Genomic DNA, 24,307 nt, shown 5'->3' on the forward strand with positions numbered 1-24,307 from the left:
GCCGTTATGAATGGTCAAGACGCCGTGTGCAATCGGTTGCATAGATGTGCGAACTATATTGACGCAATACCATCTAATTTTGGCTCACACGCTTTTATCTGACTGTCCTGGCCTCTGGGCCAGGCCTGGATTGCGAGAGCATCAAACCCCAATCATCCGATGTTCCGCAGTAAAGTAGCAGCTTGTGAATCGCGCCGGAATTGCGACCTCCTGCATTCCATTTCGTGCGCGCGGCCACTTGCACTATCCATTACGCAATGAGCACGCAGATGAAGCCGATCAAATTCGTCGATGCCAAATCGTTGTTCGGCATGACCGTCATGATTTTCTTGCTGGTCATAACGGCTGTGTGGCTCAGTCTAGGCGGGATTTTGACCAGGAAAGGCAGGGAGTGTTTCAGGAAGATTTTTGGCGAAAGATAACCGGCGCGGAACGCTGAGCGTCCCCTCGCTTAGGCCAGCAGCCGTCCCCATTCATAGTCGATGCCGTCCGGGGTAAACGGTAGAACACCTGCGCCCGGAGTGAACGTCAGTTCACCAAAGTAGATCTCGTTGTCTGGTGCGTACAGATCCACGCGAACGTAGTCGAAGTCTTCCGCCAGAACGGCGGCGGTATCCAGTATCGCCTTGAGATTCTCGGGCGCGGGCGCCGGTGTTTCGCTACGTTTGTAATAGCCGATGGCGATATCGAGGTGGTTCCAGTGAATGTCATACACGTCACCGTGCGTGTTGTTCCCGAACCGGTCCGAGATCACCAGAATGTACATGACCGGCCGTCCGGTGTTTCCGCCGAAACAATGCAATTTGTAGTCGGCGGGGATCTGGCCATTCTTGTCGAGCAGGAGTTTTTCAAAGAAGATCCGCCGCTCGATCTTCCGGTAATGCCGCTCGCGGCCAACATGATAAAAATCGGTGGCGAGCCATCGTTCGGCAAGCGCCTGCAATTTCTCGAACGATGTTTGCGACTTGTCCCGCACCACTTCCACGAAGCTGCTGCCATGATTCGCCTTCATGACGAACGAGGTCGGCAGGGCATCGAAGACAGCTGGGGTAAAGCTGTCCGGCGCCGCTATCAGTGGAACCAGATGCGCCTCGCCGAGCTTGTTCTTCACATAGTCGCGAACGGTCAGTTTGTCGGTCAGTCCTGCATAGCGCGGATCAGGTGCAAGACTACGTTGCAGTATCTTCTCGTTGAATGTGGCCGGCTGAAGCAGCCTTGGAAAGCGGCCCATGAATTTCCGGTGCATCAGAGTCAGAAACAGGACGTCGGGCAACATCGACTTCGCGCCTTCCTTGATCTTCCTCCCAAACGAGGCTGACGCTTGCATTGCTGCGGGCTTCCTGAGCGGCTGCTCCGCCGCCGCCTTGAAGGCCGCTGAATTCGGAGCGGCAATCTCCTTTAGCGGTAGCGCTGAAGAACTGCCCGGGTTCGGAGCGGCATGCCACTCGCCGAGCTGCCCTGTCCTGGTTTTACGCATGTTTTCCATCCACGCTCAACGCGACTGGCCTGCGTTCCAATGATGCAGCGTCCCGCTGAGGGAAATTGACTATTGGCTCTTTGGCCCCAGTCGCATCGATCGACTGCGCGCCTGTCCGGATCTGCCCGCGCGTCCGGAAATGCATGGGCGAAACACCGAAACGTTGTCTGAATAGTCGTCCTAACCGGTTGCCGTCACCCATGCCACACCGTCTTGCGATCTTGTCGATAGGAAGATCGGTATCCATCAGCAACGTGCACACGATTTCAAAGCGTGTCCGTATCAGGTATTCCAGTGGCGTTACTCCGAACTCAGACTTGAAGCGCCGAAGATAATTGCGTTTGCTCATGGCGGCCGATTCGGCCGCCTGCGCAACTGAAATCGGCTTGCTGTAGTTTTCCTTGATCCAGCGGGCTGATTCGTGAATCTTCTCTGTTGTCGTGCGCGCGTTCAGATCGTCGAGGTCTGGTTTCGTGCGCTGTATGGCATGAGGTTGCAGCACGCGGGCAATCCTTCGCGCGGTGTCGGCGCTCAGGTCACGTTCAATTTGCGCAAGCGCCATATCCGCGGGTGTCGTAGCGGTAGACCAGTCTGCGACCGGTGCGTCCTTGAACCAAAAGATCGGCACCGGGGATCGTGCCAGGTTCTTTGGATCAAAGACGGAGTTGGCGCCCGGCTGACTGCGCAGGGATGCGTCGTGGGTGGGGCGTGACATCCATGACAGAAGGCGGTCGTCAGGACCTCCTGAGGTGTCTGCGTCGCGGCAGGCCACGAAAAATGCATGGAAATCGATCAATGCATACGTCTCGAGCTTCTGCGTCCAGATCGAGATGCTGGACGAGCTTGTGACGAAGCCGCCCGTGTCCGACAGTACTGACAGACGATAGGGAGGTTCTCCGCCACCGGCCTGTTCGAACTCGTTAGCCAGCCGAAAAGCCTCGCCGATCGCTCCGGCGTTCGCCACGGAGCATTCGTTCGAAACCAGCAGTCCGATGTGCCGCTTATTAACTTTGGATTCATCCCGGTGATGTAGGTCGCCAGGCCGATAAAAGTCCGTCAGAGTGTCCACTATTTAATCCTCCAAAGCTGCATGCGTGACTTTGTGCAGCACAGCGTAGGTCTCCGCAATAACCAATTGACGAATTGGCGGAGTCGACCTAATGAATGGCGCATACGTCGGCATGATTAAGAAATAATTACTCTTGATCAAAGGCAACTGCTTAAACATTAACCATATGTGGAAATAATTTCCGGTCCATATTATTAATATAAAAACAGAAACAGACAGGGGAAAAGCGTCAAAGGCTTTTGTTTAAACCTATACAGAACAATGCCTTAGATGATTTCGTTCCTGCATGACATGATGTGTCCGGCTTCTATAGAATGTAGTAGAAGACCAGAAAAAGAGGAAAGTTTCGATAGATATAATATCTGTTACACATATTGCAGATCGCAACAATTCTTTCTTTCCCTAGGATTCCCGTAAAGGGTTCAACATAATCGGCCAATAGTTCTTGATTTTAAGCCTTGACCGATTTCATTCGATTTCCCCGGTCTATGCTTCAACGCAACATGAAAAGGAAATCGGGTTTTCATTCCTCAGAAGATTACGGGAAGTTAAACGCTGCTTTTTCGAAACACGCTTGCGGCGCCTGGAACAGCCTCCAGCATGCAGTGCGCCGCGGCGAGTCCATAAATCCAACCTGATACACGTCGAGAGCTGCGAGAAAACCAGGCAGTAATTTTGACGATTCGGGGTCTGCGTTTTTATCAATCGGAACTGTTGTCCGCGATCCGGGTTTAGCCGCTCGCCGCGTATGACGTATTCATCCCGATGCCTTCATGAGCAACGTGTCGCATTGGCGCAGAACCTGCGAAAGCATGAAAACGTGAGCTGGCAGTAAGCAGTTCTCCATGTTCTCAGGCGCAGCGATGGACGGCTTGCTTGCGGGCTGCGCACCGTTGACGGGAAACAACAGGGCACTCTACATGCTAAGAGCCGAGGACGAAGGGCACACGAACCATCTGCTTGACGCGTTGCCTGTTCATGAATGGCAGGCACTGCAGCCGCTTCTTGAGGCCGTTCAACTTCGAGAAGGCCAGGTGCTGTGCGAGAGCGGGCAGGCAATCGAGCACGTCTACTTTCCCGTGACGGCGGTCGTGTCGTTGATCCACCGCATGGTGGAAGGATCGTCGAATGAAATTGCCGCGGTCGGTGCAGAAGGAATGATAGGCGTACCCGTTCTGACTGGCGGAAAGACGATGCCGATGTGTGTCCAGGTGCAGTTCGAAGGGACGGCGTACCGGATGAAAGCAGCGGTCCTGCAGCAGCGGTTCGCCACTTCAGACGAACTGCGGCGATTGTTGTTGCTATACATGCAGGCATTGCTCGTACAGGTTGCACAAACGGTGATCTGCAACCGGTACCACTCGGTCTACGAACAATTGTGCCGATGGCTGTTGATCGAGACAGACCGTATGCCGGGAAACGAAGTACAGGTGAGCCATCAATTGATCGCCGAGATGCTCGGTGTGCGGCGCGAAGGCGTAAGCGCGGCGGTAAGCAAGCTGCAGGATGCGGGCGTGATCCATACCGGCCGGTGCTGCATTACGGTTCGCGACCGCGAAGCATTGCGAGCCGAAGCGTGCGTGTGCTACGGCATCGTGGCACGCGAGTTCAGCAGGCTGCTACCGCGCGTGCCGGCGAGAGAGATGGTTGCTTGAGGGTGGCTCGTTTTAGCGTGCGGCCAGCGTCGAGTTGCGAAAGGCCGGGAATGCTTTGTGCAGGCTGCAATATCTCTCGAATTTCGATCAGGTTATTGAACATTTTGGAGTACATATCGTGGAAGGGTCTATGAAATGTCTCGAAAATATCCGGATGTCGATCACGAGAGCGGATGCGCGCGTGGTGCAGGCGCCGGCTGTGATCGTGGCCGATCGCGAGGTACTGCTCGCCACTTCAGACACCGTTCTGGGACACTCGCCTAAGCCGCTCCGGGAGAGCCATCGGGATACACGCTCAGCGTTTCCCTAGGCAATTACTTTTGTGGATAAAGCCGGCTGGCCGCTGGAAATCGTCAGCCGTTCACCACCATTCAGCGGGCCGCGAAGTCGTGCGGCAATATCCGGCAGCGGCACCCTCGCCGCACGGTCGCGACATACATTGAACATCGAAGGAATACGCCGGTGGATTACTACCCTTCAAATTCGCTATCACCGTCCGCAGATCACGAGCGCGGGCAGCTCAGCGCCAAGGACATGATCAACCTGATGCGGGATCACATCTGGGAGATCCTGGTCGCGACGGTTGTTGTCGTCGCGTTGGCGGTGGCCTACATCTTCATTGCGCCTCCGATCTACTCTGCCGACGTGCTCATCCGTGTGGACCCGCCAGAGCAGAACCAGTTGGGTATCGCGCTGCAGAATCAGGAAACGTTGCCGCCGCCCGCGCCCGCTCCGAGCGAAGAAATGGCCGTGATGCGCAGCCGCTCCGTGCTTGAGCCCGTGATCGAAAAATACCGGTTCGACGTCTCGGTCACGCCGCACATGTTCCCGCTTCTCGGCGACATCGCGGAAAAATTTGCGACGCCGGGCGAACCGTCGAAGCCGTGGCTCGGGCTCAAGTCCTTTGCCTGGGGTGGCGAGCGTGTGCAGGTGGGCAGCCTCGATGTTCCGCAGAACCTGGAAGAAGAGAAGCTCAAGCTCATCGCGCTCGATGGCGGCCGGTATGAACTGCGCGGCCCATCGAATGAACTGCTGGTCAGCGGCATGGTGGGAGTTCCCGCAAGCGCGAACGGCGTCTCGATCGTGTTGAAGCAACTGGATGCGCGTCCCGGTACGTCGTTTGAAGTGATTCGCTGGAATGACCTCGACGCCGTCAAGCGCTTCGCCAATACCGTGAAAGTCAGCGACAAGGTCAAGGACTCCGGCCTGATAGAAATCGAATACACGGACAAGAGCCCCGCAAAGGCGACCGAGGTCACCAACGCGCTTGCCGAGCAATATCTCGCAACGGCGATTGCGAGCCGGCAATCCAACGACACAAAGACGCTCGCGTTCATCAATGGAGAACTCCCGCGTCTGCTGGCCGACTTGCGCAAGGCTGAAGAGGCGTTGAAGAGCTACCGGTCGACATCCAACTCGATGCAACCTACGGCAGAAGCGCAGTCGTTCCTTCAGGGCGGTATCGATTTCGATCGCCAGATCGCTTCGCTTCAATTGCAACGCACGCAATTATTGGAGCGCTTCACGCCGACTAGCCGCTGGGTGCAGAACATCGATACGCAACTCGCCCAACTGAACAAGGCAAAGGGTGAATTCGACGGACGTTTTCGCAGCATGCCGACCTCCGAGCGCGAAAGCGTCGACCTGATCCGCGCGCAGAAGGTCGCTGAAACAATCTACCTTGGCATGGTCCAGAAGGCCGAACAACTGACCGTGCGGCGCGCGAGTACCTCGGGCGGCGCGCATGTGGTCGACTCCGCCGTGCGGCCGCATCGTCCGGTCAAGCCGAATCGCCCCGTGGTACTCGGCGGCGGCGTGGTGCTCGGATTGCTCACCGGCGTGTTCCTCGTCTTCATGCGCCGCCACGTGATGATCGGCGTGACGGACCCTCGCTATGTTGAGCGCCGTCTGAGTGTGCCGGTCCTCGGCGAGGTCCTGTTCAGCCAGCAACAGATGCGGCTCGATCCCAGCAGTGCGGGCGTGCCCAAGAAGGCGCTGCCACCTGTCCTGAAACCTGGGCTGCCGTTTCCGCGTGCTGAGCCGGTAGGAGACTTCAGCGACGCCGGCACGCTGGATGGCGTTGGCAGCAGGGTGCTTGCCGCGCGCTTTCCGCACGACCCGTCTGTCGAGGCGCTGCGTGCAGTGCGCACCGCGCTGACGCGCGATCTCGCTCATGCACCGAACAACATCGTGATGGTCACCGGTCCCACGCCATCGGCGGGAAAGAGCTTCGTCGCGGCGAATCTCGCGGTGCTGCATGCTGAGACCGGCGCACGGGTTCTTCTCATCGACGCAGACATGCGCCGTGGCCACCTTGCGTCGTTCTTCAAGCAGCGCAACCGGGGCGGCCTGTCGGAAGTCCTGTCCAACCGCATGCCGGTGCGTAATGCGCTGCGCCACGTGGGCGTGGAAGGTGTGTCGTTCATTTCATGCGGCACGCGTCCGGCCAACCCGGCAGCCCTGCTCATGCAGCAGGGGTTCAGGGACCTGCTGGACCGGCTCGGCAAGCAGTTCGATCTCGTGATCGTGGACACGCCCCCGTTCCTCGCGGTGACCGATGCCTCGATCATTGCCAGCGAAGCGGGTTCGTCGCTGCTGGTGCTGCGCTCGGGCATGCAAAGCGAGGAAGAGATCGCCGATACGGTCAGGAAGCTCGCGCGTGCCGAAGGGCGGATCGCGGGTGCGGTTTTCAACGGAATACCGCTTCGCCGAAGCAACCGCGGCTATGGCTATGCCACGAACTATGCGAGCGACCACGGTGACGTAGAGACGGTTCACTGAGTTCGCTGCTTCATCAGCGCGCCCACGCCGGGAGCGCGCTACATCGTTCAAGGGAAAGTGCAATGGCCATAGCAATCAATGGGAAGTTCACGTCGCAAAGAATCACCGGCGTACAGCGTGTTGCTTTTGAATTGACACGGGCAATGCAGATGCGTGGAACGCCGGGCAAGGAGCTTGAAGTGTTCGTGCCGCAGGACGCAGTGGCCCCTGGCTCGCTGCTCAAGCGCCAGCGGCGTTTTCCATGGTTCCGCGGGAATCTCTGGGAACAGATCACGCTGCCAATCGCATCGAGAAGAACAACGCTCGTCAACCTGTGCAATACGAATCCGCTCTTCAAGCGCAGGCAGATCGTGATGGTTCACGACATGGCCGTCTTCGACGTGCCCGAAGCGTTCTCCAAGAAATTCCTGCTCTGGTACAAGCTGCGGTTTTCGATACTGCCGCGCCTCGAACCGCTGATCCTGACCATCTCGACCTTCTCGCAAGAGCGGATCTGTCATCACATGAAGATCGACAAGTCGCGTGTGGTCGTCCTGCCTCCCGGCGCGGATCATCTCGACCGCATTGCTTCCGACCCGGCGGTCATCGACCGTTTGCGGTTAACGAAGGATTCGTATTGCGTGATCGTGGGCAGCCTCGACCCGCGCAAGAACCTTCAGCGCGCGCTCGAAGCCATCAAGCAGCTTGGGCATTTGCCGAACCTGAAGTTCGTGATTGCCGGCGGCAAGAACTCGCGCGTGTTCAAGGCGGCGAGCAGCGCCGCGCTCGACGCGGCGGCCGAGGACCAGCGGATCATATGGGCTGGCTTCGTATCCGACGGCGAATTGAAGGCGCTTTATGAAAGCGCCGCATGCCTGATTTTTCCATCGCTGTACGAAGGATTCGGATTGCCGCCGCTCGAGGCCATGTATTGCGGTTGTCCGGTGATTGCGTCCACGCATGCGTCGATTCCCGAAGCCTGCGGGCAAGCGGTCATGTATTGCGATGCAACCTCCGCCGACGACATTGCGCAGAAGGTGTCGCTCATGATGAGCGACAGCCAGTTGCGCCAGCATTATCGCGAGATTGGCTTGCTGCACGCGCGCGAATTCCGCTGGGATCGCGCGGCGCGTGACTTGCTTGCGATCCTGCAGGACGAAGCTAACCGGCGTCCGTTCAACCTCTCGCCGCGTACGTCCGCAGGCTAAGCCCAATGAGTCCGTCTCCGGAGTGGGCCCATGTTTAAGCAGCGCCACAGCCATGCAAGGCGACGTGCGTTGCAGACGCTCGCGGCGCTGGCGAGCGTGCCCTTCCACGCGGTGGCTGCGACGGCCGTTGCTGTTCCCCGTTCGGGCGATACCGGCACGCGCCGCATGACGCAGTTGATCGGAAGCAATGGCTGGGCGGGCGCGCCGGCGGACATCGCCATGTGGCATCAGATGGGCATCTCCTGGGGGCGCGATGTAGCGGGTCCGGGTCAGCCCGATTCGCCCCGCGATGCAATGCGCATCGACAGAACCGGTCCGAGTTACGACAGCAACCTGCCGCCGGTGCTGCTCAGCAACAACCGCAACGGCTTTCGCTCGCTGTTGCTGCTCGCTTATACGCCGGGGTGGAACGCCACGGTTGCAGACGATTCCAAATCCGCACCGGTCGATGTCAACGCGTGGACGCAGTACGTCGATGCGGTGGTCCGGAAGTATTCGGCACCGCCTTACAACGTGCGCTATTTCCAGATCTGGAACGAGGCGGCGGGGCGCTTGTCGGGCGGTCTGCAACAGGCGACGTTCTGGCATGGTCCGGCAGCGGGCGGGAAGGATGGCGTGTATGACCGCGCCATGCAGGACTACGTCGAGCGTATTCATATTCCCGCGGCGCGGATCATACGCAAGTACCGCTGCTACATCGTGTATGGCGGCTGGCCGGATCAGGGCGGTGTAGATACCTACATCAAGTGGCTTGAATACAGGAGCCCCGTAGTCAATGCACGCATGATCGACTGGGTCGATTATCTAGACATTCATTACATGAAAGTTGCGGAGCTCGATCCTTTATACGAGCGATACGTGCGAAACGGCCCCGCGCGCGGAATCTGGCAGACCGAGATCGGCGACCGCTACATGGAAGACCCGCACTATCTGGCGCGGTACTTCTTTGACTTCGCGGTATGGGCGCTCGACCGAAACTGGGATGACCCGGACAAGTACGTATCGATGGTCTTTCACTGGGATGGCGTCGAGGCTTTCCGTCTGACGCAACGCGGAAACCCACGGAAATACACGGTCTCGGGGCGGGCATTGGTTGTGTTGAACCGGATCGTGCCGGGTGCGCTTGCGCCTGTACCCGTGCCGCTGAAGTTTGGCCCGGATGTTGCCGGCGGCGCGCTGTATTCAGACAAGGACCTCGTCTTTCAGGTGGCCGCGCCGGCGGGTTGGCGCACGGTGTCGGTGCCGGGGCTCAAGGCGCCGGTGGCGCGCCAGCCGGACGTAAGGTTTATCGATGCCCTGACTGGGCAAGCCGCACCTGCAAGCGACGTCGCCCTCGACTGGGACGGCGGCGCTCTGAATATCCGTTTCAAGGTTCCCGCAAACGTCAATGGAGCACCAAGGAAGCCGCCGGAAGTGCCGGTACATCTGGCGTATATCGTCGTCAGTTCGAGACAGGCAGCATGACTTTGCCCATCGAAATAAATAGCCCGTACAGAGGCATCATGAAACAAGTGACCGTTGTCATCTGCAATTACAACTACGAGCGCTTTCTTGCACAGGCGATCGGGTCGGCGCTGGGCCAGGACTATCCGGCAACACGCGTGGTGGTCATCGACGACGGCTCGACCGATGGATCGCGCGCGCTCATCGAAAGTTATGGATCGCGCGTCGAGGCGGTGTTCAAGGAGAACGGCGGTCAGGTCTCCGCTTATAACTGCGCGGTCGAAATCATCGATACCGACTACGCCATCCTGCTCGATTCCGACGACCTGCTCTATCCGTCGGCGGTGTCGGAAGTTGTGCGCGCTTTCAATGAGGGCGAGTACACGAAGGTGCAATTCCGCCTGGATGTGATCGGTTCCGAAGGGGAGCTCACGGGTACGCACGTGCCGCACTCGGAGCCGCCTGCGGACTGCGGCAGCTTGCTTAGGCGCGGCTGGTTGTATCCGTCGCCGCCGGCGTCGGGCAATGCTTATCGGGTCAGCGCGCTGCGCAAGATATTTCCCGTTCCGCAATCGAGCGTCAACCGCTATGGCGCGGACTTCTATGCCATCTATGGCGTGGCGTTGCTTGGACCGGTCGCGACGATTTCCAGATCATTAGGCGCTTACCGCGTGCATAACACGAGCGCGCCTAGCGTGTCGTTCGCAAATTCTGAAAGCCTGACCAAGGCGCCCAAGGCACTCAACATGCGCTGGATGACGCTCAAGGAAATCGCGCGCTCGCGTCTTGATGTGGAATTGCCGAGCTCCTTTCATGACTTCTCTCACGAGAAGGCGCATTTCTGTTCGGGCGTATACCACGCACCGTTAGCTGCGCGCTGGCATTGGATGACGCGCGAGTCCCACAGCTACCTGCATTCGATCGTCGCGAACCCGTTTTGGGGCGTCAAGAAAAAAGTTGGCACGCTGGTGTTGTCGAGCCTCTGCCTTTTACCGTATGCGCCTTTGTCGGACTACGCGGTGCGATATATCGCGAACCCGCTGGCCCGCCGTCGCGTGGCTGCACGCTAACGCAGCTTAAGAGAGAGCGGAATGGACAAGAAAGAAAACGCCAAGATTCTAGTGTTTGTCTACGGCGGATACGTGATGAGGTATCTGTACCTCATTGTGGTCATCCCCTTTTATGGACGGGTGCTCGGCGTAACCGAATATGGCCGCGTGCTGGCGGCCATGTCGCTCATGAATGTGATCTGGATGCTTTCGAGCTACGGATTCACGATTGTCGGCATGCGCGATGTTGCAAAGTCGCATGAAGCAAGTCACCACAATGACGTCTTCTCGCTGCATTCGAGCGCGCGCGTCTTCACATGTGCAATAGGCATTGTCATTGGCGTGGTCGCCACGCTGTGTTCTCCAACCCTGTCCGAGCGTCCCGCGATGGGACTGCTGGCAACGGCGCTTGGCATAGTGTCCGCGCTTAATTTGGGCTGGCTGTTCCAGGGACGCCAGCGCTTTCGTACACCGATCATTCTCGAGGTTGTCGGCTTTGCGCTGAGCCTCGTGCTGATTCTCTCAATAGTGAGAGGTCCCGCGGATTCGGTTTGGGTTGTTGCAAGTCTGCTGATCGCCGGCGCGATCTCCGCAGCAATCTCGTATGCCTTGACGTTTGCGCATATCGGGTTGCCGAGGTTCCGGCTCAACGGCATTGTGCCGCTCATTCGCGGCTCGACCATGTTGTTTTGCTACTCCACGGGTTCAGCGGTGCTGACGGCTTCGTCGACCTATTTGCTTACGCTGCTGTCCACGCCGCCCCAGGTCGGTTACTTCGGCGCGGCCGAACGCTTCGCCACGATCGGCCTGAGCCTGATGGGTCCCGCCGCGCAAGTCTTTATTCCGACCATCTCGCGGCAACTCTCACAAGGCGACAACGACGGCGCTCGCATCACCAGCCGCCGTGGCGCAACCCTGCTGATGGGATACGGGCTGCTTGCAATGTGCGGCGCGCTCACCTTGTCGCCTTTCATCCTGCCCTTGATCCTCGGCGCGGCGTTCACTCCCAGCGCGCACGTGCTGCAGTGTCTCGCAGTCATGTTTCCTTTCGCGGCCTTCAACCAGTTCGTCGCGTTCTATGTATTCGTGCCGCGCAAGAAGGATCACCTGCTTGCAATCGCAGGATTGGCTTCCGGACTTGCCAACCTTGCGGCCGCGCTGTTTCTCGCACCGCATTACGGCGCTATCGGTATGGCGTTTGCGCGCGTGATTGGAGAAGCCACGCTTTCCGCAATGCTCATGGGCCTGATGGTTCGTTCGGACATGACGGCGCTGCTGCCGGGTTCGGCCCGCGCGCTTTCAGCGTTCCGAACCGCCTTTGGTCCGCGCACGCAGGTCAGCGGCAAGGAATGAGTCACAGGTTCGAATCCGTCGTCGTCGCGTTTCGGTTTGCGCCCGGCGTAAAGCTCCACAGGGCGCCTTCTTCGTCACGCTTTGCATGACCCGGAAACAACGGCGCATCCAGAGGCGCTTGCGGCCTTAAACGTACAGGAGGTAGAAGTGAAAGTTGCTATTGTTCACGACTGGCTGGTGGTGTCGGGTGGCGCTGAAAAAGTGCTCCAGCACATCATTGAATGCTATCCGCAAGCCGATGTTTTTGCGCTTGTCGATTTCCTGGAGGACCGCGCCTGCCTGAGAGGCAAGACGGTCAAGACATCGTTTATCCAGAAGCTGCCATTTGCCAAAAAGCGGTATCGCGGATATCTGCCGCTGATGCCGCTTGCCATCGAGCAACTCGACCTGTCCGGCTACGACCTCGTTATTTCGAGTTCGCACGCCGTGGCCAAAGGGGTGCTGACCGGTCCGGACCAGATGCATGTCAGCTATGTGCATTCGCCCATTCGCTATGCATGGGATTTGCAGCATCAGTACTTGCGCGAATCAGGCTTGGCCAATGGCATGAAGTCGGTGATGGCGCGCGTGCTGCTGCATTACATTCGCGGTTGGGACGCGCGTTCGGCCAATGGCGTGGACTATCTCCTGGCGAACTCGCAGTTCATTGCACGACGCATCAAGAAGGCTTATCAGCGTGATGCAACGGTGCTTTATCCACCTGTCGATTTCAAGGGCATGACCTTGTGCACGGAGAAAGACGACTTCTACGTGACAGCGTCCCGCATGGTGCCTTATAAGCGCATCGACTTGATCGTGAAAGCGTTCTCGCAGACGCCCGAGCGCAAGCTGGTCGTGATTGGCGACGGTCCCGAGATGAAACGCATTCGGGCCATCGCGGGGGAGAATGTCACGATCCTCGGCTATCAGTCGTTCGAAGTCCTGCTCGACCACTTGCGCCGTGCACGTGCGTTTGTGTTTGCCGCGGAAGAAGACTTTGGTATTTCGATTGTCGAGGCGCAAGCGTGCGGCACGCCGGTCATTGCATTCGGCAAGGGCGGGGCGCTTGAATCCGTCATTGGTCTTCCGCGGGAGCGGCCAACCGGCGTGTTCTTCCGTGAACAGACAACGGAGTCCCTGTTGGCCGCCGTCAGCCAGTTCGAAACCCATGCGAGTCTGTTCGATCCGCGGCAATGCAGAAGGAATGCGGAGCAATTCTCGGCGGAGAACTTCAAGGCGAAGCTCGTGGATTTTATCGATGCGAAGCTGCCGCGTGCCCGTCCCGACGTGCCGTTCCTCTATCCGGTAAAAGACATCGAGCCGGTCGAAGAACATTCGCTGGCGGACTACGGATAGACCGGCGTTCGCGCTTGTTGGTCAAGTCGCGCGATCAGAAAAACCGCGCGATGTTGGCTGCAAAGCGATTATGAAGTCCGGCCGAGTGAGCATCGATCAGGCGTTCGAAAGGCGCCGTATGTCCGTAGGTCAACATTGAGACGAACAACAGGATTGCCGTCGCGCCGACGGGACTAAAGCGCTGCGTTTGCATGCGCCACGCGCTTCGCAAGACCACTGTCGCCACCACCGCGCCGAGCGCCCAGCCGATCACGACTTCCGATAACGAATGCGATTGGTCATGAACTCGCGCGAGTCCGGTGAATACGCCGAGCAGCAAGCCCGCGACAATGCCAAGAACGGGCGGCAGACGCCAGCTTCTTAGCAGCAAGGCGAAGGTCACGGTCCATACGGACGTTGACAGCATTGCGTGTCCGCTGATGACGCGAAAATCCGCAGCGGGAAACGAGACGTCCCAACCCGCGTACAGTATCTTGGTTACGCCAACCAGCGCCATGCCGAGTGCGAGCGCCAGCGCCCAGCGAAAGGCCAGCCGCATGTCCGACTTCGCGATCCACACTGCACAGATGAATGCAGCGGGCAGCGTCATGGCGGCATCGCCGATGTTAGTGAACACAGGCCACATAAAATCAAATCGTCCTTGTATTTGCCGGCGTCAAGCCGAAGCAAAGGTAGCTGCTTCCGGCCGTCTTTTACAGTGGAGACGGCCGGCAACCGGATAGTGCGCAATTACATTGAATATCGTGCTGGCGGACGCCAGGCCAGCAGCAACGACACCACGAGCGAAAGGATCAGCACGTTCGACGGCGACACCAGCCGGTGCTCCGTCGCGGCCATGACGAGCAAACAAATAGCCGACAACTCGACGAATCTGAAGCCGGTGAAATTCACGCCTCGCGCAGCAATGGCCGAAGCCGCAGCGCCGTCCTTGGCCCATTGGATGAGTCGCCAGTAGAACGCCAGCATGAGCGTAAGCCCGACTATGCCAGTTTCCGCGAGGAAATTCAGATACGAGTTGTGAGCATGTGAATCACTATGTTCGACTGTGATTCCCGACGGAATGCCGAACAGTCCGAAGTACGAGGTCACGGTGTGAATCTGGTCGTCGAACGAACCAAAACCCAGGCCGATGATCGGGCTCTGCTCGAAATACTTGAGGGCGCGTGGCCACAGCCATTCATAGCGGATGTTGAGGTTCGCGACCTTGGCGTCGGCATTTGCGATAGTGAATGTGTAGCCCATGTAATTGACCGTGGGATCGGTGTTATGGATCGCCATGGCAATCGAACCGGCCAGAAGGCCCACCATAAGCGTGGCGAGACACCAGCGCTTGCGCCCGAAAAACAGATACGGCAGAACCGCCACGGCGCCCAGCAACGACCCCCGGCTATATGTGGAAAACAGCATCAGCAGGTTGAACCCAAGCATTGCCAGAAGCAGCTTGCTGCGTTGTTGCAGGTAGCAGGCGAGGCCAAGGCAAAACAACATGGCAAGGAATCCCCCCGCCGCATTGCGAGCAATGAAGTAACTGCCAAAGCTCAGGTCCGGGTTTGTGAAAATGCCCAGCAGGCCGCTTTGCGCGATGTAGTACAGGTAGAGCGGAATATTCAGCACTATCGCGAACGTGTAGAACGTGCGCAAGACCTTGTTCAGATCCCAGCGATGAACATACAGGCAGCCCGCGAGGATGGGTGCATAGGAAATAAAGAAGTTGCCATCCCGCCGGTAGAACTCGAATGTGACGAGAGAGCCTGGGTCGTACAGCATTGTCGAGATCACGGCGAGCGCCGTGAACGCGAGCAGCGGCGTCATGAACCGCGGATAGCTCCTGCCAAAAAAGCGCCAGCCGCACAGGAATATGGGCAGCAACCCCACCGCGCTGATTGGCACGAGGTTGGTGACGGTAAGAAATAACGCCAGCAGCGTTATGTAAGCCATTGCGGGTCCCTTTGTGTAGACGGCGCACGGCCGTTCATTGACGGCCGTTCAAGCCAAGGTCGTCAAGCGATGTGAAGAACACGCGATGCAAGTCGTGCGCTCGTGCTGAATTTTACTGGTGCCAGGTGCCGTGTGGGGCAGATCAATTTAAACGTGGGGTCTTGGCGGACTCTGTTTGAGACGCCAGGCGCGCATACGTTCGATTCATCGGCGCGCGGCGGCGTATTAAACAGATGTTTTGGCGAAGGAGAGCGATTGTCGCCTGCGCGAATGATATACGCACGCATTGCTCGCGGTTTTCAGTCCGGCGATTTTTAGCAATAGATTCGCGTGGTGAAAATAGAAACTTTGCTGTTTCGACTTTATATAATGCTACTAAACGTAATATTCGACAGGTAAATCAGAGAGTATTCCATTAACACCCTGTCACATTATCAGCAATGCTGACGTGTTCGCGCTGCCTGGCAAAAACAGGCTTGAAGATGCGCTAAGCAAGACCATGGATCCCGCGCCAAAATCTCATCGCTTTGCGCCAGGAAAACCCTAATGCCATTTAGTCTGCATATGATCCTGTTCATCGAGCACGCTTTTTCAAACGCTGTTTTCTTAGGCTAGCCGATGCGAGAGGATGGTTGATGTCTGGTCCCGCCAACCTTTACGTTCTACTCTGTCCTGTTTTGCAAACTCAGTCGTCCCGGTTTTCTTCTTCTCTGCAGGGCTTTATTGCGCAACGCCAGGGGCTGCCAGCTAGCCGTTTTGCATCGCAGTCTTCGAGCAACGTCTTGGTCAACTGTCAGGAAAGTCTGAGCGAGCGAATGGACTTGGGAATGACGCCCGGCCTCGCGCTCCTTCTTTAAACCTTAAGCGCGGCCTTGGTTGGTCAATCCGCGCTGCCAAAAATTCGGGCGCAGCCGGCGCATTGTCAGGTGCTGGTTCGCGTACCTTTCGCGCTCCTTTAGACATTAGAGCGAGCGCGTCCAGTCGACAACAACGGCACGATCCAACTTGATCAAGCCAGGAGACGCATGACCTGCCGATTCGCATTTTCCAATGCGCGACGGCAAGTCTCCGCACCGCAGCGAATTCGCGGATCACGCGGAAATTATTTACGCATTTTCATCGCGCCGAAATAGTTGGCACGCAGAGAAACGCCCATCAACGGGCTCAAGCACGAGGAATCTGAAAATGGACAAGCTGAAGTTGGGTATCGACGATGCCGCTGGCGCAACGGTTGTCGAAGGCACGGCAATGGATTGCCGCCGTCTCATACAAGTGATTCTTGCGGGCGGTTCGGGCACGCGTTTGTGGCCTGTGTCGCGTGAACATTTTCCGAAGCAACTGATTGGCGTAGTTGGCGACGAGTCGTTGTTGCAAGCCACCGTGACGCGTATGAAAGGCTTCCCGGCAGGTTGGGAAGTCGCGGCCGATCCGGTTATCGTGTGTGGCGAGGATCACCGGTTTGCGACCGCCGAGCAGGTTCGTTCCATTGGCGTGACGGCGCGAATCGTTGTTGAGCCCGCACGCCGCGACACAGCGCCAGCGCTTACGCTTGCCGCGCTGGCGGCGTGTGCCGACGGCGAGGATGCAATCCTCGTCGCAATGCCGGCGGATCACGCCATAGCGGACCTTGCAGCGCTTCACAGCGCTATCGATATTGCCGCACGTCACGCGCAAGCGGGCGAGATCGCAACGCTCGGCATTCCGCCAACACGCCCTGACACCGGCTTCGGTTACATCCGCCTTGGCGCGCCGCTCGATCACGGTGCGCACATGATCGAGCGCTTTGTCGAGAAGCCCGCCGCCGAGCTTGCCGGGCAATATGTTGCATCGGGCAACTACTGGTGGAACAGCGGCATCTTCATCGTGCGTGCGTCGGTGTGGCTCGCGGCACTCGAACAGCTTCAGCCGGAAATGCATGCCGCATGCGCGGCGTCGTTCAAGCAGGCAACCCGTTCCGACGAATACTTCCGCCCCAACGCAAGCGCGTTCGCCACGTCGCCGTCGGACTCCATCGACTATGCCGTGATGGAGCATCTTGGCAAGCCGGGCTCGCCGTTCAAGGGCGTGGTCGTGCCGCTCGAAGCGGGCTGGTCCGATCTCGGTTCGTGGGACGCCGTGTGCGACGCGATGGAGAAGGACGAAGACGGCAACGTGGGAAGCGGCCGCGTGCTGTTCGAAGGTGCGACTGCAAGTTATGCGCGTTCGGAAGGCGGCAGGCTGGTGGCATGCGTGGGCACCAACAACCTGATCGTGGTCGAAACCGACGACGCCGTGCTCGTGGCTGATCGCTCGCGCGTGCAGGACATCAAAGGCCTTGTGTCGCGCATCAAGCTGGCGAAGTCGCCGGAAGCCGACATGCACAGGAAGGTGCGCCGTCCGTGGGGCTTCTACGATTCCATCGACAATGGTCCGCGTTTTCAGGTCAAACGCATCGTGGTGAATCCGGGCGCGCGCCTGTCGCTGCAGATGCATCATCATCGCGCCGAGCATTGGGTCGTAGTGAGCGGAACCGCGCTCGTAACGCGTGGCGAAGAAGAAATTCTCCTGAGCGAAAACGAATCGGTCTATATCCCGCTGGGCGTGAAGCACCGGCTTGAAAACCCGGGCCGCGTGCCGCTCGAAATCATTGAAGTGCAATCGGGCACTTACCTTGGCGAAGACGACATCGTCAGATTTGACGACAAGTATGGCCGTAGTTAAGCCAGAAACAGATTCGTTCGGGGAGAAGAACATGCGCGGAATAAGCAAGCTACTGGCGAGGCTGTTCGACGTTTCGATGATCGTCGGCGGTGCGCTCGTCGCGTCGCAGATTCGTTTCGACGACGTCTCGCAACGTAGTTTCTATCTGGCATTCGTGGCTTTCGCCGCCGCGTTTTCGCTTGCCGTGTTTCCGGCGTTTGGCGTGTACGAGTCATGGCGGGGGCGCTCGAAGAGCGCGCTTGCCGGACAGGTCGCACTGAGCTGGCTGATCGTGCAGGTGTGTGCAATGGCCCTGATGTTCTCGCTGCATCGCATCGACTTTGTCTCGCGGCTCTGGTTCGCTTACTGGACCGAGATAGCGGGTGCCGCAATGATCGCGGGGCGCATGGTGACGCATACCGTGCTGGGACGGGTTCGCCATGCCGGGTTGAACCTGTCGCAGGTCGCGGTCGCCGGTATTGGCGATCATTGCGATGCGATCATTCGGAAGATCGATACGGCACCGGCCGCCGGGTTTCGCGCAACGGCCGCATACAACGTGCAGGCAGCCACGAAGACGAACACCCGCGTGCCGGTGTTCGAAGACCACGAAGCGTTCGCCAATTATGTCCGCACGCAGAACGTGGCGGAGGTCTGGCTCGCGTTGCCGCTCACCGAAGAGCGCACGATACTGAAGCTTGTCGATGAGTTTCGCAACGACCTCGTCAACATCCGTTTCATGCCCGACGTGCGCGCGCTTTCGTTATTCGAAGGCAGCGTGACGAGTCTTCTAGGTGTGCCGACGATCAACCTTGCTGCCTCGCCGCTGCCGCCGAATGCGCTGATGCAAAAGGAAATCTTCGACCGGATCTTCGCAGCGGGGGCTTTGCTCGCTGTGTCGCCGATCATGATTGCGTGCGCTATCGCCGTGAAGCTCAGTTCGCCCGGTCCGGTGTTCTTCACGCAACGCCGCAAGGGCGCCGATGGCCAGGTCTTCAACATCTACAAGTTCCGCTCCATGCGCCAGCATGTGCAGAAAGAAGGTGTTCTGGAGCAGGCCACGCGCGGCGATCCGCGCATTACGCGCGTCGGTGCTTTCCTGCGGCGCACGAGCCTGGATGAGCTGCCGCAGTTCTTCAACGTGCTGCGCGGCGACATGTCGGTGGTGGGACCGCGGCCGCATGCGCTCGAGCACGACGATCTCTATCAGAAAGTCGTGTCGGGTTATATCCATCGCTACCGGATCAAGCCGGGCATCACAGGCTGGGCTCAGGTCAACGGCTTTCGCGGCGAAACGGATCGCATCGAAAAGATGGAAGGACGCGTGGCGCACGATCTGTATTACCTCGGGAACTGGTCTTTCGGCCTCGACATGAAGATCATCGCGGCAACGGTGTTCAAGGGCCTGCGCCACTCGAACGCTTATTGACGGACATGCTTGAAAGAGGGGCCGCGCGGCGGTCCCTCTTTCTCTTCAGGACCAGGGCCGGACTACCATGCGCAGCGCGCCTTTGATTCCTGGCGTGCCGACGCTGGCGAACGGAATAGTAATATCCGGCGGCGTTCCCTGCGTGAAGTCGATTGCGGTTGTCTGGGTCGTGCTGTTGGCCCAGCCATACTCGACCGTCCACGGACCGGCGGGCGCACCGGCGGGCGGCGGCGTGACTCGCACGATTGCGTTCCCCTGAAACAGGTCCGCACCTTCGAAATGTCCGTCGGGCCAGAAGCGCTTGTTGATTTCATAGTCGGGGACCTTGGCGGCGAAGATCATCGCGTACGAAAGTGTTGACGAACTACGGTCAACCCGCGACTTCTTTGCAAGAAATACGCTTCCCAGATAGACCTTTTTTGCGTTCGCGTTGGGGCCGGTCAATTGCGCATGCGACCGAACGGCGGGCGAGTCTTCCACGGACTTTCGCCGCGTGAGGAACCAGCGCTTGCCTTTTGGCGACGCGCAGATTTCGAACTGATACAGCGCGGTGACATCGGACGCCTGTGACACGAGCGCATCCGGCAGGGTGACACTGTCTATGTCGGCCCAGATATCGACACGGACGTCGCCGAACAAGAACCTCACCAGATTCTGGTAAGCCTCCTCCGAATTGACAATGCCAAAATATCCGGAGTGCGAACGAAATGCATAGTTGGTTGCGACTTGCTTCGTTGCCATGTTGTCGTCGACACCCCAAAGGGATGCATTGTCGACGCGCACGAGTCCGTCGCTGCCGTCGCCAACAAACGCGCGGACAACGCCTTGCAACACCTCGTAGTCGCCGCGATTCGTCCCGACCATGCAAAAGATCCGGTCCGAAGGCATGGCGCTTTGCGGAATAAGGTCGACGCGGCCGTTGAACTGGGGCGATATCTGCTGCAGGTTCAGGTAGGTCGTCATCTCCGCGCGGTTGAACGTGTTCTGCTGTTCAAGGGTCAGCCATGACGGGACGTTGATGCCGAGGACGTCAATGCCGTTGTGCGGCGTGGCGAAGGTAAAGAACTTGTCCGCGGCTTCGCGCATCTCTTGGAACCCGCTGCTTGTGTTGTGCAGGAACGCGCGCGCCACGAGGCCGCCCATGGAGTGGGCGACAAGGTAATACTTGAAGTCCTTGTCCGTCATGGGCGGGCTGCCGTCGGCCGGCCGATGCTGCAGCACAAGCGCCTTCACCCTCAGTAGCAGGTCGTTCAGGCCTTGGGCATAGACCTCGACCTTTCGGGACTTGCCGTCGCCCAGCAGCGCCGAGCCGTCGTCGTAATAGCGGTAGATGATGATCGATGAAGCCGGGATTCCGGGGATCGTATTCCCCGCGTCGTCACGCGGCGGCGACCAGTCGGGGTCCATGATGTCGTATCCGTCCTGATAGACATGCTGGTATTGATACTCAGACGCAAGCCTGACAAGTGGCGACTCGAACACGAATTTCGCGGGATGCCTGTCCGTCGAGCCTGTGGCGCGGTATAGCGTGGACCCTACGTTGAAGCCGCAGAAAGGGTCCGCGGCCGTATCGTTTCGTTCCGACACGGTCATGGCGTAACCGCGAATGTAGATGATGGGATATCGATTGGGCATGACGTCTCCGTGTTCGTTTTCACGTGTAAGACGGTCGACGTAGTGCCTTTTTAAAATCGTCAAGCGCAGAAGGATGCGTCAGGCAAGCGCCTGTTCGTTGGCCCATGCCGAAAGGAGCGACGGCGCCATGGGTTGCGCAAACAGGAATCCCTGGAGTTCGTCGCAGCCTATGCCGCGCAGGATCTGCGCCTCGCGTTCGGTCTCCACACCTTCCGCCACGACCTTCAATCCAAGCTCATGACCCAGTTCTATGATCGATTTGATCACCGCGAGGTCGCCAGCGGTATCGAGCATGTCATGCACGAACGCACGGTCTATCTTGATCCGGTCAAGCGGGAAACGATTCAGATAGCTCAGGCTCGAATAGCCCGTGCCGAAGTCGTCGAGCGAGAGTTTTACGCCCAGCGCGCGGAGCCCGGTAATGGCGTCGAGATAGTTTTCAGCGCTGTCCATCAGCACCGTTTCCGTGATCTCCAGTTCGAGCAGCCCGGGGTCCACGCGGTGCGCAGCGAGCGCGTGACGCACGGTTTCGACCACGTTGGTATCGCGTAACTGGATGGCCGAGAGATTGATCGACACTTTCACGTTCATCGATTCTTCGTCGCGCCATTGCGCGATCTGGCGGCACGCTTCGCCAATCACCCACGCGCCAATGGGGATGATCAATCCCGTTTCCTCGGCAATGTGAATGAACTGCGCCGGCTCAACCAGTCCAAGCTCGGGACTGGTCCATCGCAGCAATCCTTCTACACCTGCAAGCGCGCCGGTCTGCGCGTCGAGACAAGGCTGGAACGCGAGCCGCAATTCATGAAGCTCGATAGCCGAGCGCAGGCACGTCTCGATCGACAGGCGCAGCCGCGTGCGCTCTGCCATGTCGGGCGAGAAGAACCGCACGAGATTGCGGCCGTCGGCCTTGGCTTGATACATGGCGGCGTCGGCGTTCTGCATGAGCGTGCTGATGTCGTGTCCGTCGGCGGGGTACATCGCCACGCCGATACTGCTCGACACCTGCAGCGTCAGTCCGCCGATCTGATGGGGCTCGCGCAAAAGCGGAATGAGCCTTTCGTCGATGATCTGCGCGGCTTCCGCCGTGCTGCATACGCCGCTGAGCGCAACGGTGAACTCGTCGCCGCCCAGCCGGCTGACTATGTCGCCGGAGCGGACCGCGGCCAGCAGCCGGCGTGACACGGAGCGCAGCAAGCCGTCGCCAACATGATGGCCGAGCGAATCGTTGATGTTCTTGAAGCGGTCAAGATCGATAAACAGCACCGCCGCGCAATCGCCGCTGCGCTCGGACTTGTGCAGTTCGTTATCGAGCCGCTTTGAGAAAAGCGCGCGGTTCGGCAGTTCGGTAAGCACGTCGTGTTCGGCGAGAAACTGGATGCGTGCTTCGCTGCGCTTGCGCTCGGTGACGTCGATCAGCGTGCAGATGTAATGCGAGACGTTGCCGCGTTTGTCGCGCACGGCGCTCACGATCAGCCACGCCGGATATTCACCGCCATGCGGGCGGCGGACCTGCGCCTCGCCATGCCAGTTGCTTGCGCGGCCGACCGCCGCGGCGACGCTCGATACTTCATTCACGCTTGCCAGGCCAATTGAAATGAAATCGGGCTGTTTGCGCAGTACATCGTCGGCGCCGTAGCCTGTCGCGCGATAAAACGAGGGATTCGCCGTGAGCAGCCGGTAGTCGGCGTCGAGGATAAGAATGGCTTCCGACGACGCCTCGAATACCTTCGCCCACAGCTCCAGGCGCTGCTCCATGAGCTTGATCTGGTCGATCGGCGTGAAGGCCGTGAGGACCGCGTCCTGTCCCTGAAAGACCAGCCGACGCGCCGACAGCATGGCCCATGTAGGTTCATCGGTTGCGCGCCAGCGGACTTCGAACTGGTCGACAGCGCCGCGATCGGACAATTGCTGGAAAAAGCGCGCGCGTACTGCGGAATCCAGTCCCCGCGCCCACGGGTCGGTGCCCCCGTGATTCAGCCAGAAAAGCGCGGGCTTGTTGGCGTGAAGAATCTCGTGGCCGGGAATCGCGGTCACGACCATGGGCACCGGCGTGGCTTCGACCAGTGCGTGCTGCGCTTCCGACGCACGCGCGGTCGCGGCCAGTTCCTTTTGTATGTCGCGTTCGTGATCGAGTTGTTCGAGCATCTCGTTGAAACCGATCACGAGTTGGCCGATTTCATCCTGACTGGGCCAGCTTGCGCGCAACGAGTGGTCGCCAGTGCGGCGAACGGTGTCCATGACGCGTGCGAGCTGGCGCAGCGGCCGCGAGATCTGTTGCGCGACGAAAAAGACCATCACCAGAATGCCGCACAGGAGAAACAGCGCGGTGCCCAGATGCAGCCACATGCGCGAAAACAGGCCGCTTACACGGGCGCGCAAGAGGCTGGTGAGTTCCGCGCCTGTCTCGCGCCACGAGTCGCGCGCGCTCTCCACCACGGCCTGCTGCGCCTCGTCAGCGGTCTTCAGGAGCGCCGGGTCAACGGATGCCCCAAGGTCCACGGTTGCACGCGCGACTTCGCGATAGGCCTCGATCGCTTCCAGCATCTTGCCGGCCGAAGGCGCGAGCAATACTTTCAGTCCATGGTTGGCGGCGGTTGCTTCGGCGAAATCCGATTTGAGTCCTTGCAGCACGGCGTCTAGCTGGCCTTCGAGCACGAGATAGCGCGTGCGCATCTGCTCGGCTTTCAGCGGCGTTGCGGGCGTGTCGCGCAACTGCACGCCAATGCCATTGATGGATTCGAGCAGCGCGGGATAACGCAGTACCGAGAGCGACATCGCGTAATAGCTGTCGAGGTCGGGGTCCAGAATGAGGTTCGACTGGTTGCCCACGCGGGTAATGAGTTCGCGGCAGGCGGTGAGGGCGTCGGTGACGGCTACGGACGTGGGCCGAGCCTCTCCGGCAAGCGCTTTCAGCGTGTCGCGCACGTGGTCGTTGAGCGCGGCGCTCTGCATGTTCGCGCCGTATTGCTGCTCGGCGGCCGCGAGACGTTCGGCGTCCTGTTGCAGCGTGGCCGGCGGCACGTGCTTGCCCGCGCCGATCAGGGTGACATCGATCAGCGCGTCGCGCACGGTATGAAGGTAGGCATTGCCGACGATCTCCTTGTCGGAGAAATCGATGGCGATGTACTTCTCGTGAATCAGGATGCCGCTGATGAAAACGACCGCGCTCAAGTCGAGCAGGTAGATAAGCAGGAGTTTTCGGCCGACTCGCAGGCGAGCCAGCATCCGGAAGAACAGGTTCCGCTTCATGGTGTGCAGCCGTGTCGGATCA

At 59.0% G+C, this 24,307-nt stretch carries 16 protein-coding genes; 10 read left to right on the forward strand and 6 right to left on the reverse strand.

Annotated elements, in window-relative coordinates; translation table 11 throughout:
- Positions 1 to 451: 451 nt before the first annotated feature.
- The gene (locus ACRWA7_RS01585) at positions 452 to 1,327 is read right to left on the reverse strand and encodes an ATP-grasp fold amidoligase family protein (RefSeq protein WP_438391027.1); all 876 of its coding nucleotides are present in this window, start codon (positions 1,325 to 1,327) and stop codon (positions 452 to 454) included.
- 142 nt (positions 1,328 to 1,469) lie between these two features.
- Entirely contained in the window at positions 1,470 to 2,546 is a 1,077-nt protein-coding gene (locus ACRWA7_RS01590; protein WP_438390777.1) for a helix-turn-helix domain-containing protein, read from the reverse strand.
- A 920-nt stretch (positions 2,547 to 3,466) separates the two neighbouring features.
- Here ACRWA7_RS01590 and ACRWA7_RS01595 point away from each other — a divergent pair.
- From ACRWA7_RS01595 to ACRWA7_RS01630, 8 genes are all read left to right on the forward strand, one after another.
- Positions 3,467 to 4,201, forward strand: a complete 735-nt coding sequence (locus tag ACRWA7_RS01595) for a Crp/Fnr family transcriptional regulator (RefSeq protein ID WP_438391028.1) — start codon at positions 3,467 to 3,469, stop codon at positions 4,199 to 4,201.
- Between the two features lie 130 nt (positions 4,202 to 4,331).
- On the forward strand, positions 4,332 to 4,511 hold the full coding sequence (locus tag ACRWA7_RS01600; RefSeq protein ID WP_438390778.1) for a hypothetical protein: 180 nt from the start codon (positions 4,332 to 4,334) through the stop codon (positions 4,509 to 4,511).
- Positions 4,512 to 4,663: 152 nt separating this feature from the next.
- Complete coding sequence (locus tag ACRWA7_RS01605) at positions 4,664 to 6,982, forward strand: polysaccharide biosynthesis tyrosine autokinase (RefSeq protein WP_244164083.1); 2,319 nt, start codon at positions 4,664 to 4,666, stop codon at positions 6,980 to 6,982.
- Between the two features lie 62 nt (positions 6,983 to 7,044).
- Entirely contained in the window at positions 7,045 to 8,169 is a 1,125-nt protein-coding gene (locus tag ACRWA7_RS01610; protein ID WP_438390779.1) for a glycosyltransferase family 4 protein, read from the forward strand.
- 30 nt (positions 8,170 to 8,199) lie between these two features.
- Positions 8,200 to 9,633 carry a hypothetical protein gene (locus tag ACRWA7_RS01615; RefSeq protein WP_438390780.1) on the forward strand — a complete coding sequence of 478 codons (1,434 nt, stop codon included), beginning with the start codon at positions 8,200 to 8,202 and terminating at the stop codon, positions 9,631 to 9,633.
- Between the two features lie 38 nt (positions 9,634 to 9,671).
- Positions 9,672 to 10,682 (forward strand): glycosyltransferase family 2 protein, encoded by a 1,011-nt coding sequence (locus ACRWA7_RS01620; RefSeq protein WP_060856428.1) that lies wholly within the window; start codon positions 9,672 to 9,674, stop codon positions 10,680 to 10,682.
- A 21-nt stretch (positions 10,683 to 10,703) separates the two neighbouring features.
- Entirely contained in the window at positions 10,704 to 12,014 is a 1,311-nt protein-coding gene (locus ACRWA7_RS01625) for a lipopolysaccharide biosynthesis protein (RefSeq protein ID WP_060856427.1), read from the forward strand.
- A 147-nt stretch (positions 12,015 to 12,161) separates the two neighbouring features.
- On the forward strand, positions 12,162 to 13,349 hold the full coding sequence (locus ACRWA7_RS01630) for a glycosyltransferase family 4 protein (RefSeq protein WP_060856426.1): 1,188 nt from the start codon (positions 12,162 to 12,164) through the stop codon (positions 13,347 to 13,349).
- Between the two features lie 34 nt (positions 13,350 to 13,383).
- Here ACRWA7_RS01630 and ACRWA7_RS01635 read toward each other — a convergent pair whose 3' ends face one another.
- Together ACRWA7_RS01635 and ACRWA7_RS01640 are read right to left on the reverse strand one after the other, a co-directional pair.
- Positions 13,384 to 13,938 carry a phosphatase PAP2 family protein gene (locus tag ACRWA7_RS01635; RefSeq protein WP_438390781.1) on the reverse strand — a complete coding sequence of 185 codons (555 nt, stop codon included), beginning with the start codon at positions 13,936 to 13,938 and terminating at the stop codon, positions 13,384 to 13,386.
- Positions 13,939 to 14,078: 140 nt separating this feature from the next.
- Positions 14,079 to 15,287, reverse strand: a complete 1,209-nt coding sequence (locus ACRWA7_RS01640; protein ID WP_060856424.1) for an O-antigen ligase family protein — start codon at positions 15,285 to 15,287, stop codon at positions 14,079 to 14,081.
- 1,185 nt (positions 15,288 to 16,472) lie between these two features.
- On the opposite strand from ACRWA7_RS01640, the gene ACRWA7_RS01645 reads away from it, so the two are divergent.
- Together ACRWA7_RS01645 and ACRWA7_RS01650 are read left to right on the forward strand one after the other, a co-directional pair.
- Positions 16,473 to 17,987, forward strand: coding sequence for a mannose-1-phosphate guanylyltransferase/mannose-6-phosphate isomerase (locus ACRWA7_RS01645; RefSeq protein ID WP_082850513.1), 1,515 nt, complete (start codon positions 16,473 to 16,475; stop codon positions 17,985 to 17,987).
- Between the two features lie 31 nt (positions 17,988 to 18,018).
- On the forward strand, positions 18,019 to 19,395 hold the full coding sequence (locus tag ACRWA7_RS01650) for an undecaprenyl-phosphate glucose phosphotransferase (protein WP_438390782.1): 1,377 nt from the start codon (positions 18,019 to 18,021) through the stop codon (positions 19,393 to 19,395).
- 45 nt (positions 19,396 to 19,440) lie between these two features.
- Here ACRWA7_RS01650 and ACRWA7_RS01655 read toward each other — a convergent pair whose 3' ends face one another.
- Both ACRWA7_RS01655 and ACRWA7_RS01660 read right to left on the reverse strand, forming a co-directional pair.
- A complete protein-coding gene (locus tag ACRWA7_RS01655) occupies positions 19,441 to 21,030 on the reverse strand; it encodes a hypothetical protein (protein WP_438390783.1) in 1,590 nt (529 codons plus the stop codon).
- A 78-nt stretch (positions 21,031 to 21,108) separates the two neighbouring features.
- Positions 21,109 to 24,285, reverse strand: a complete 3,177-nt coding sequence (locus ACRWA7_RS01660; protein WP_438390784.1) for an EAL domain-containing protein — start codon at positions 24,283 to 24,285, stop codon at positions 21,109 to 21,111.
- Between the last annotated feature and the right edge of the window lie 22 nt (positions 24,286 to 24,307).

Source organism: Caballeronia sp. DA-9, from assembly GCF_051615025.1.
GTDB lineage: Bacteria > Pseudomonadota > Gammaproteobacteria > Burkholderiales > Burkholderiaceae > Caballeronia > Caballeronia sordidicola.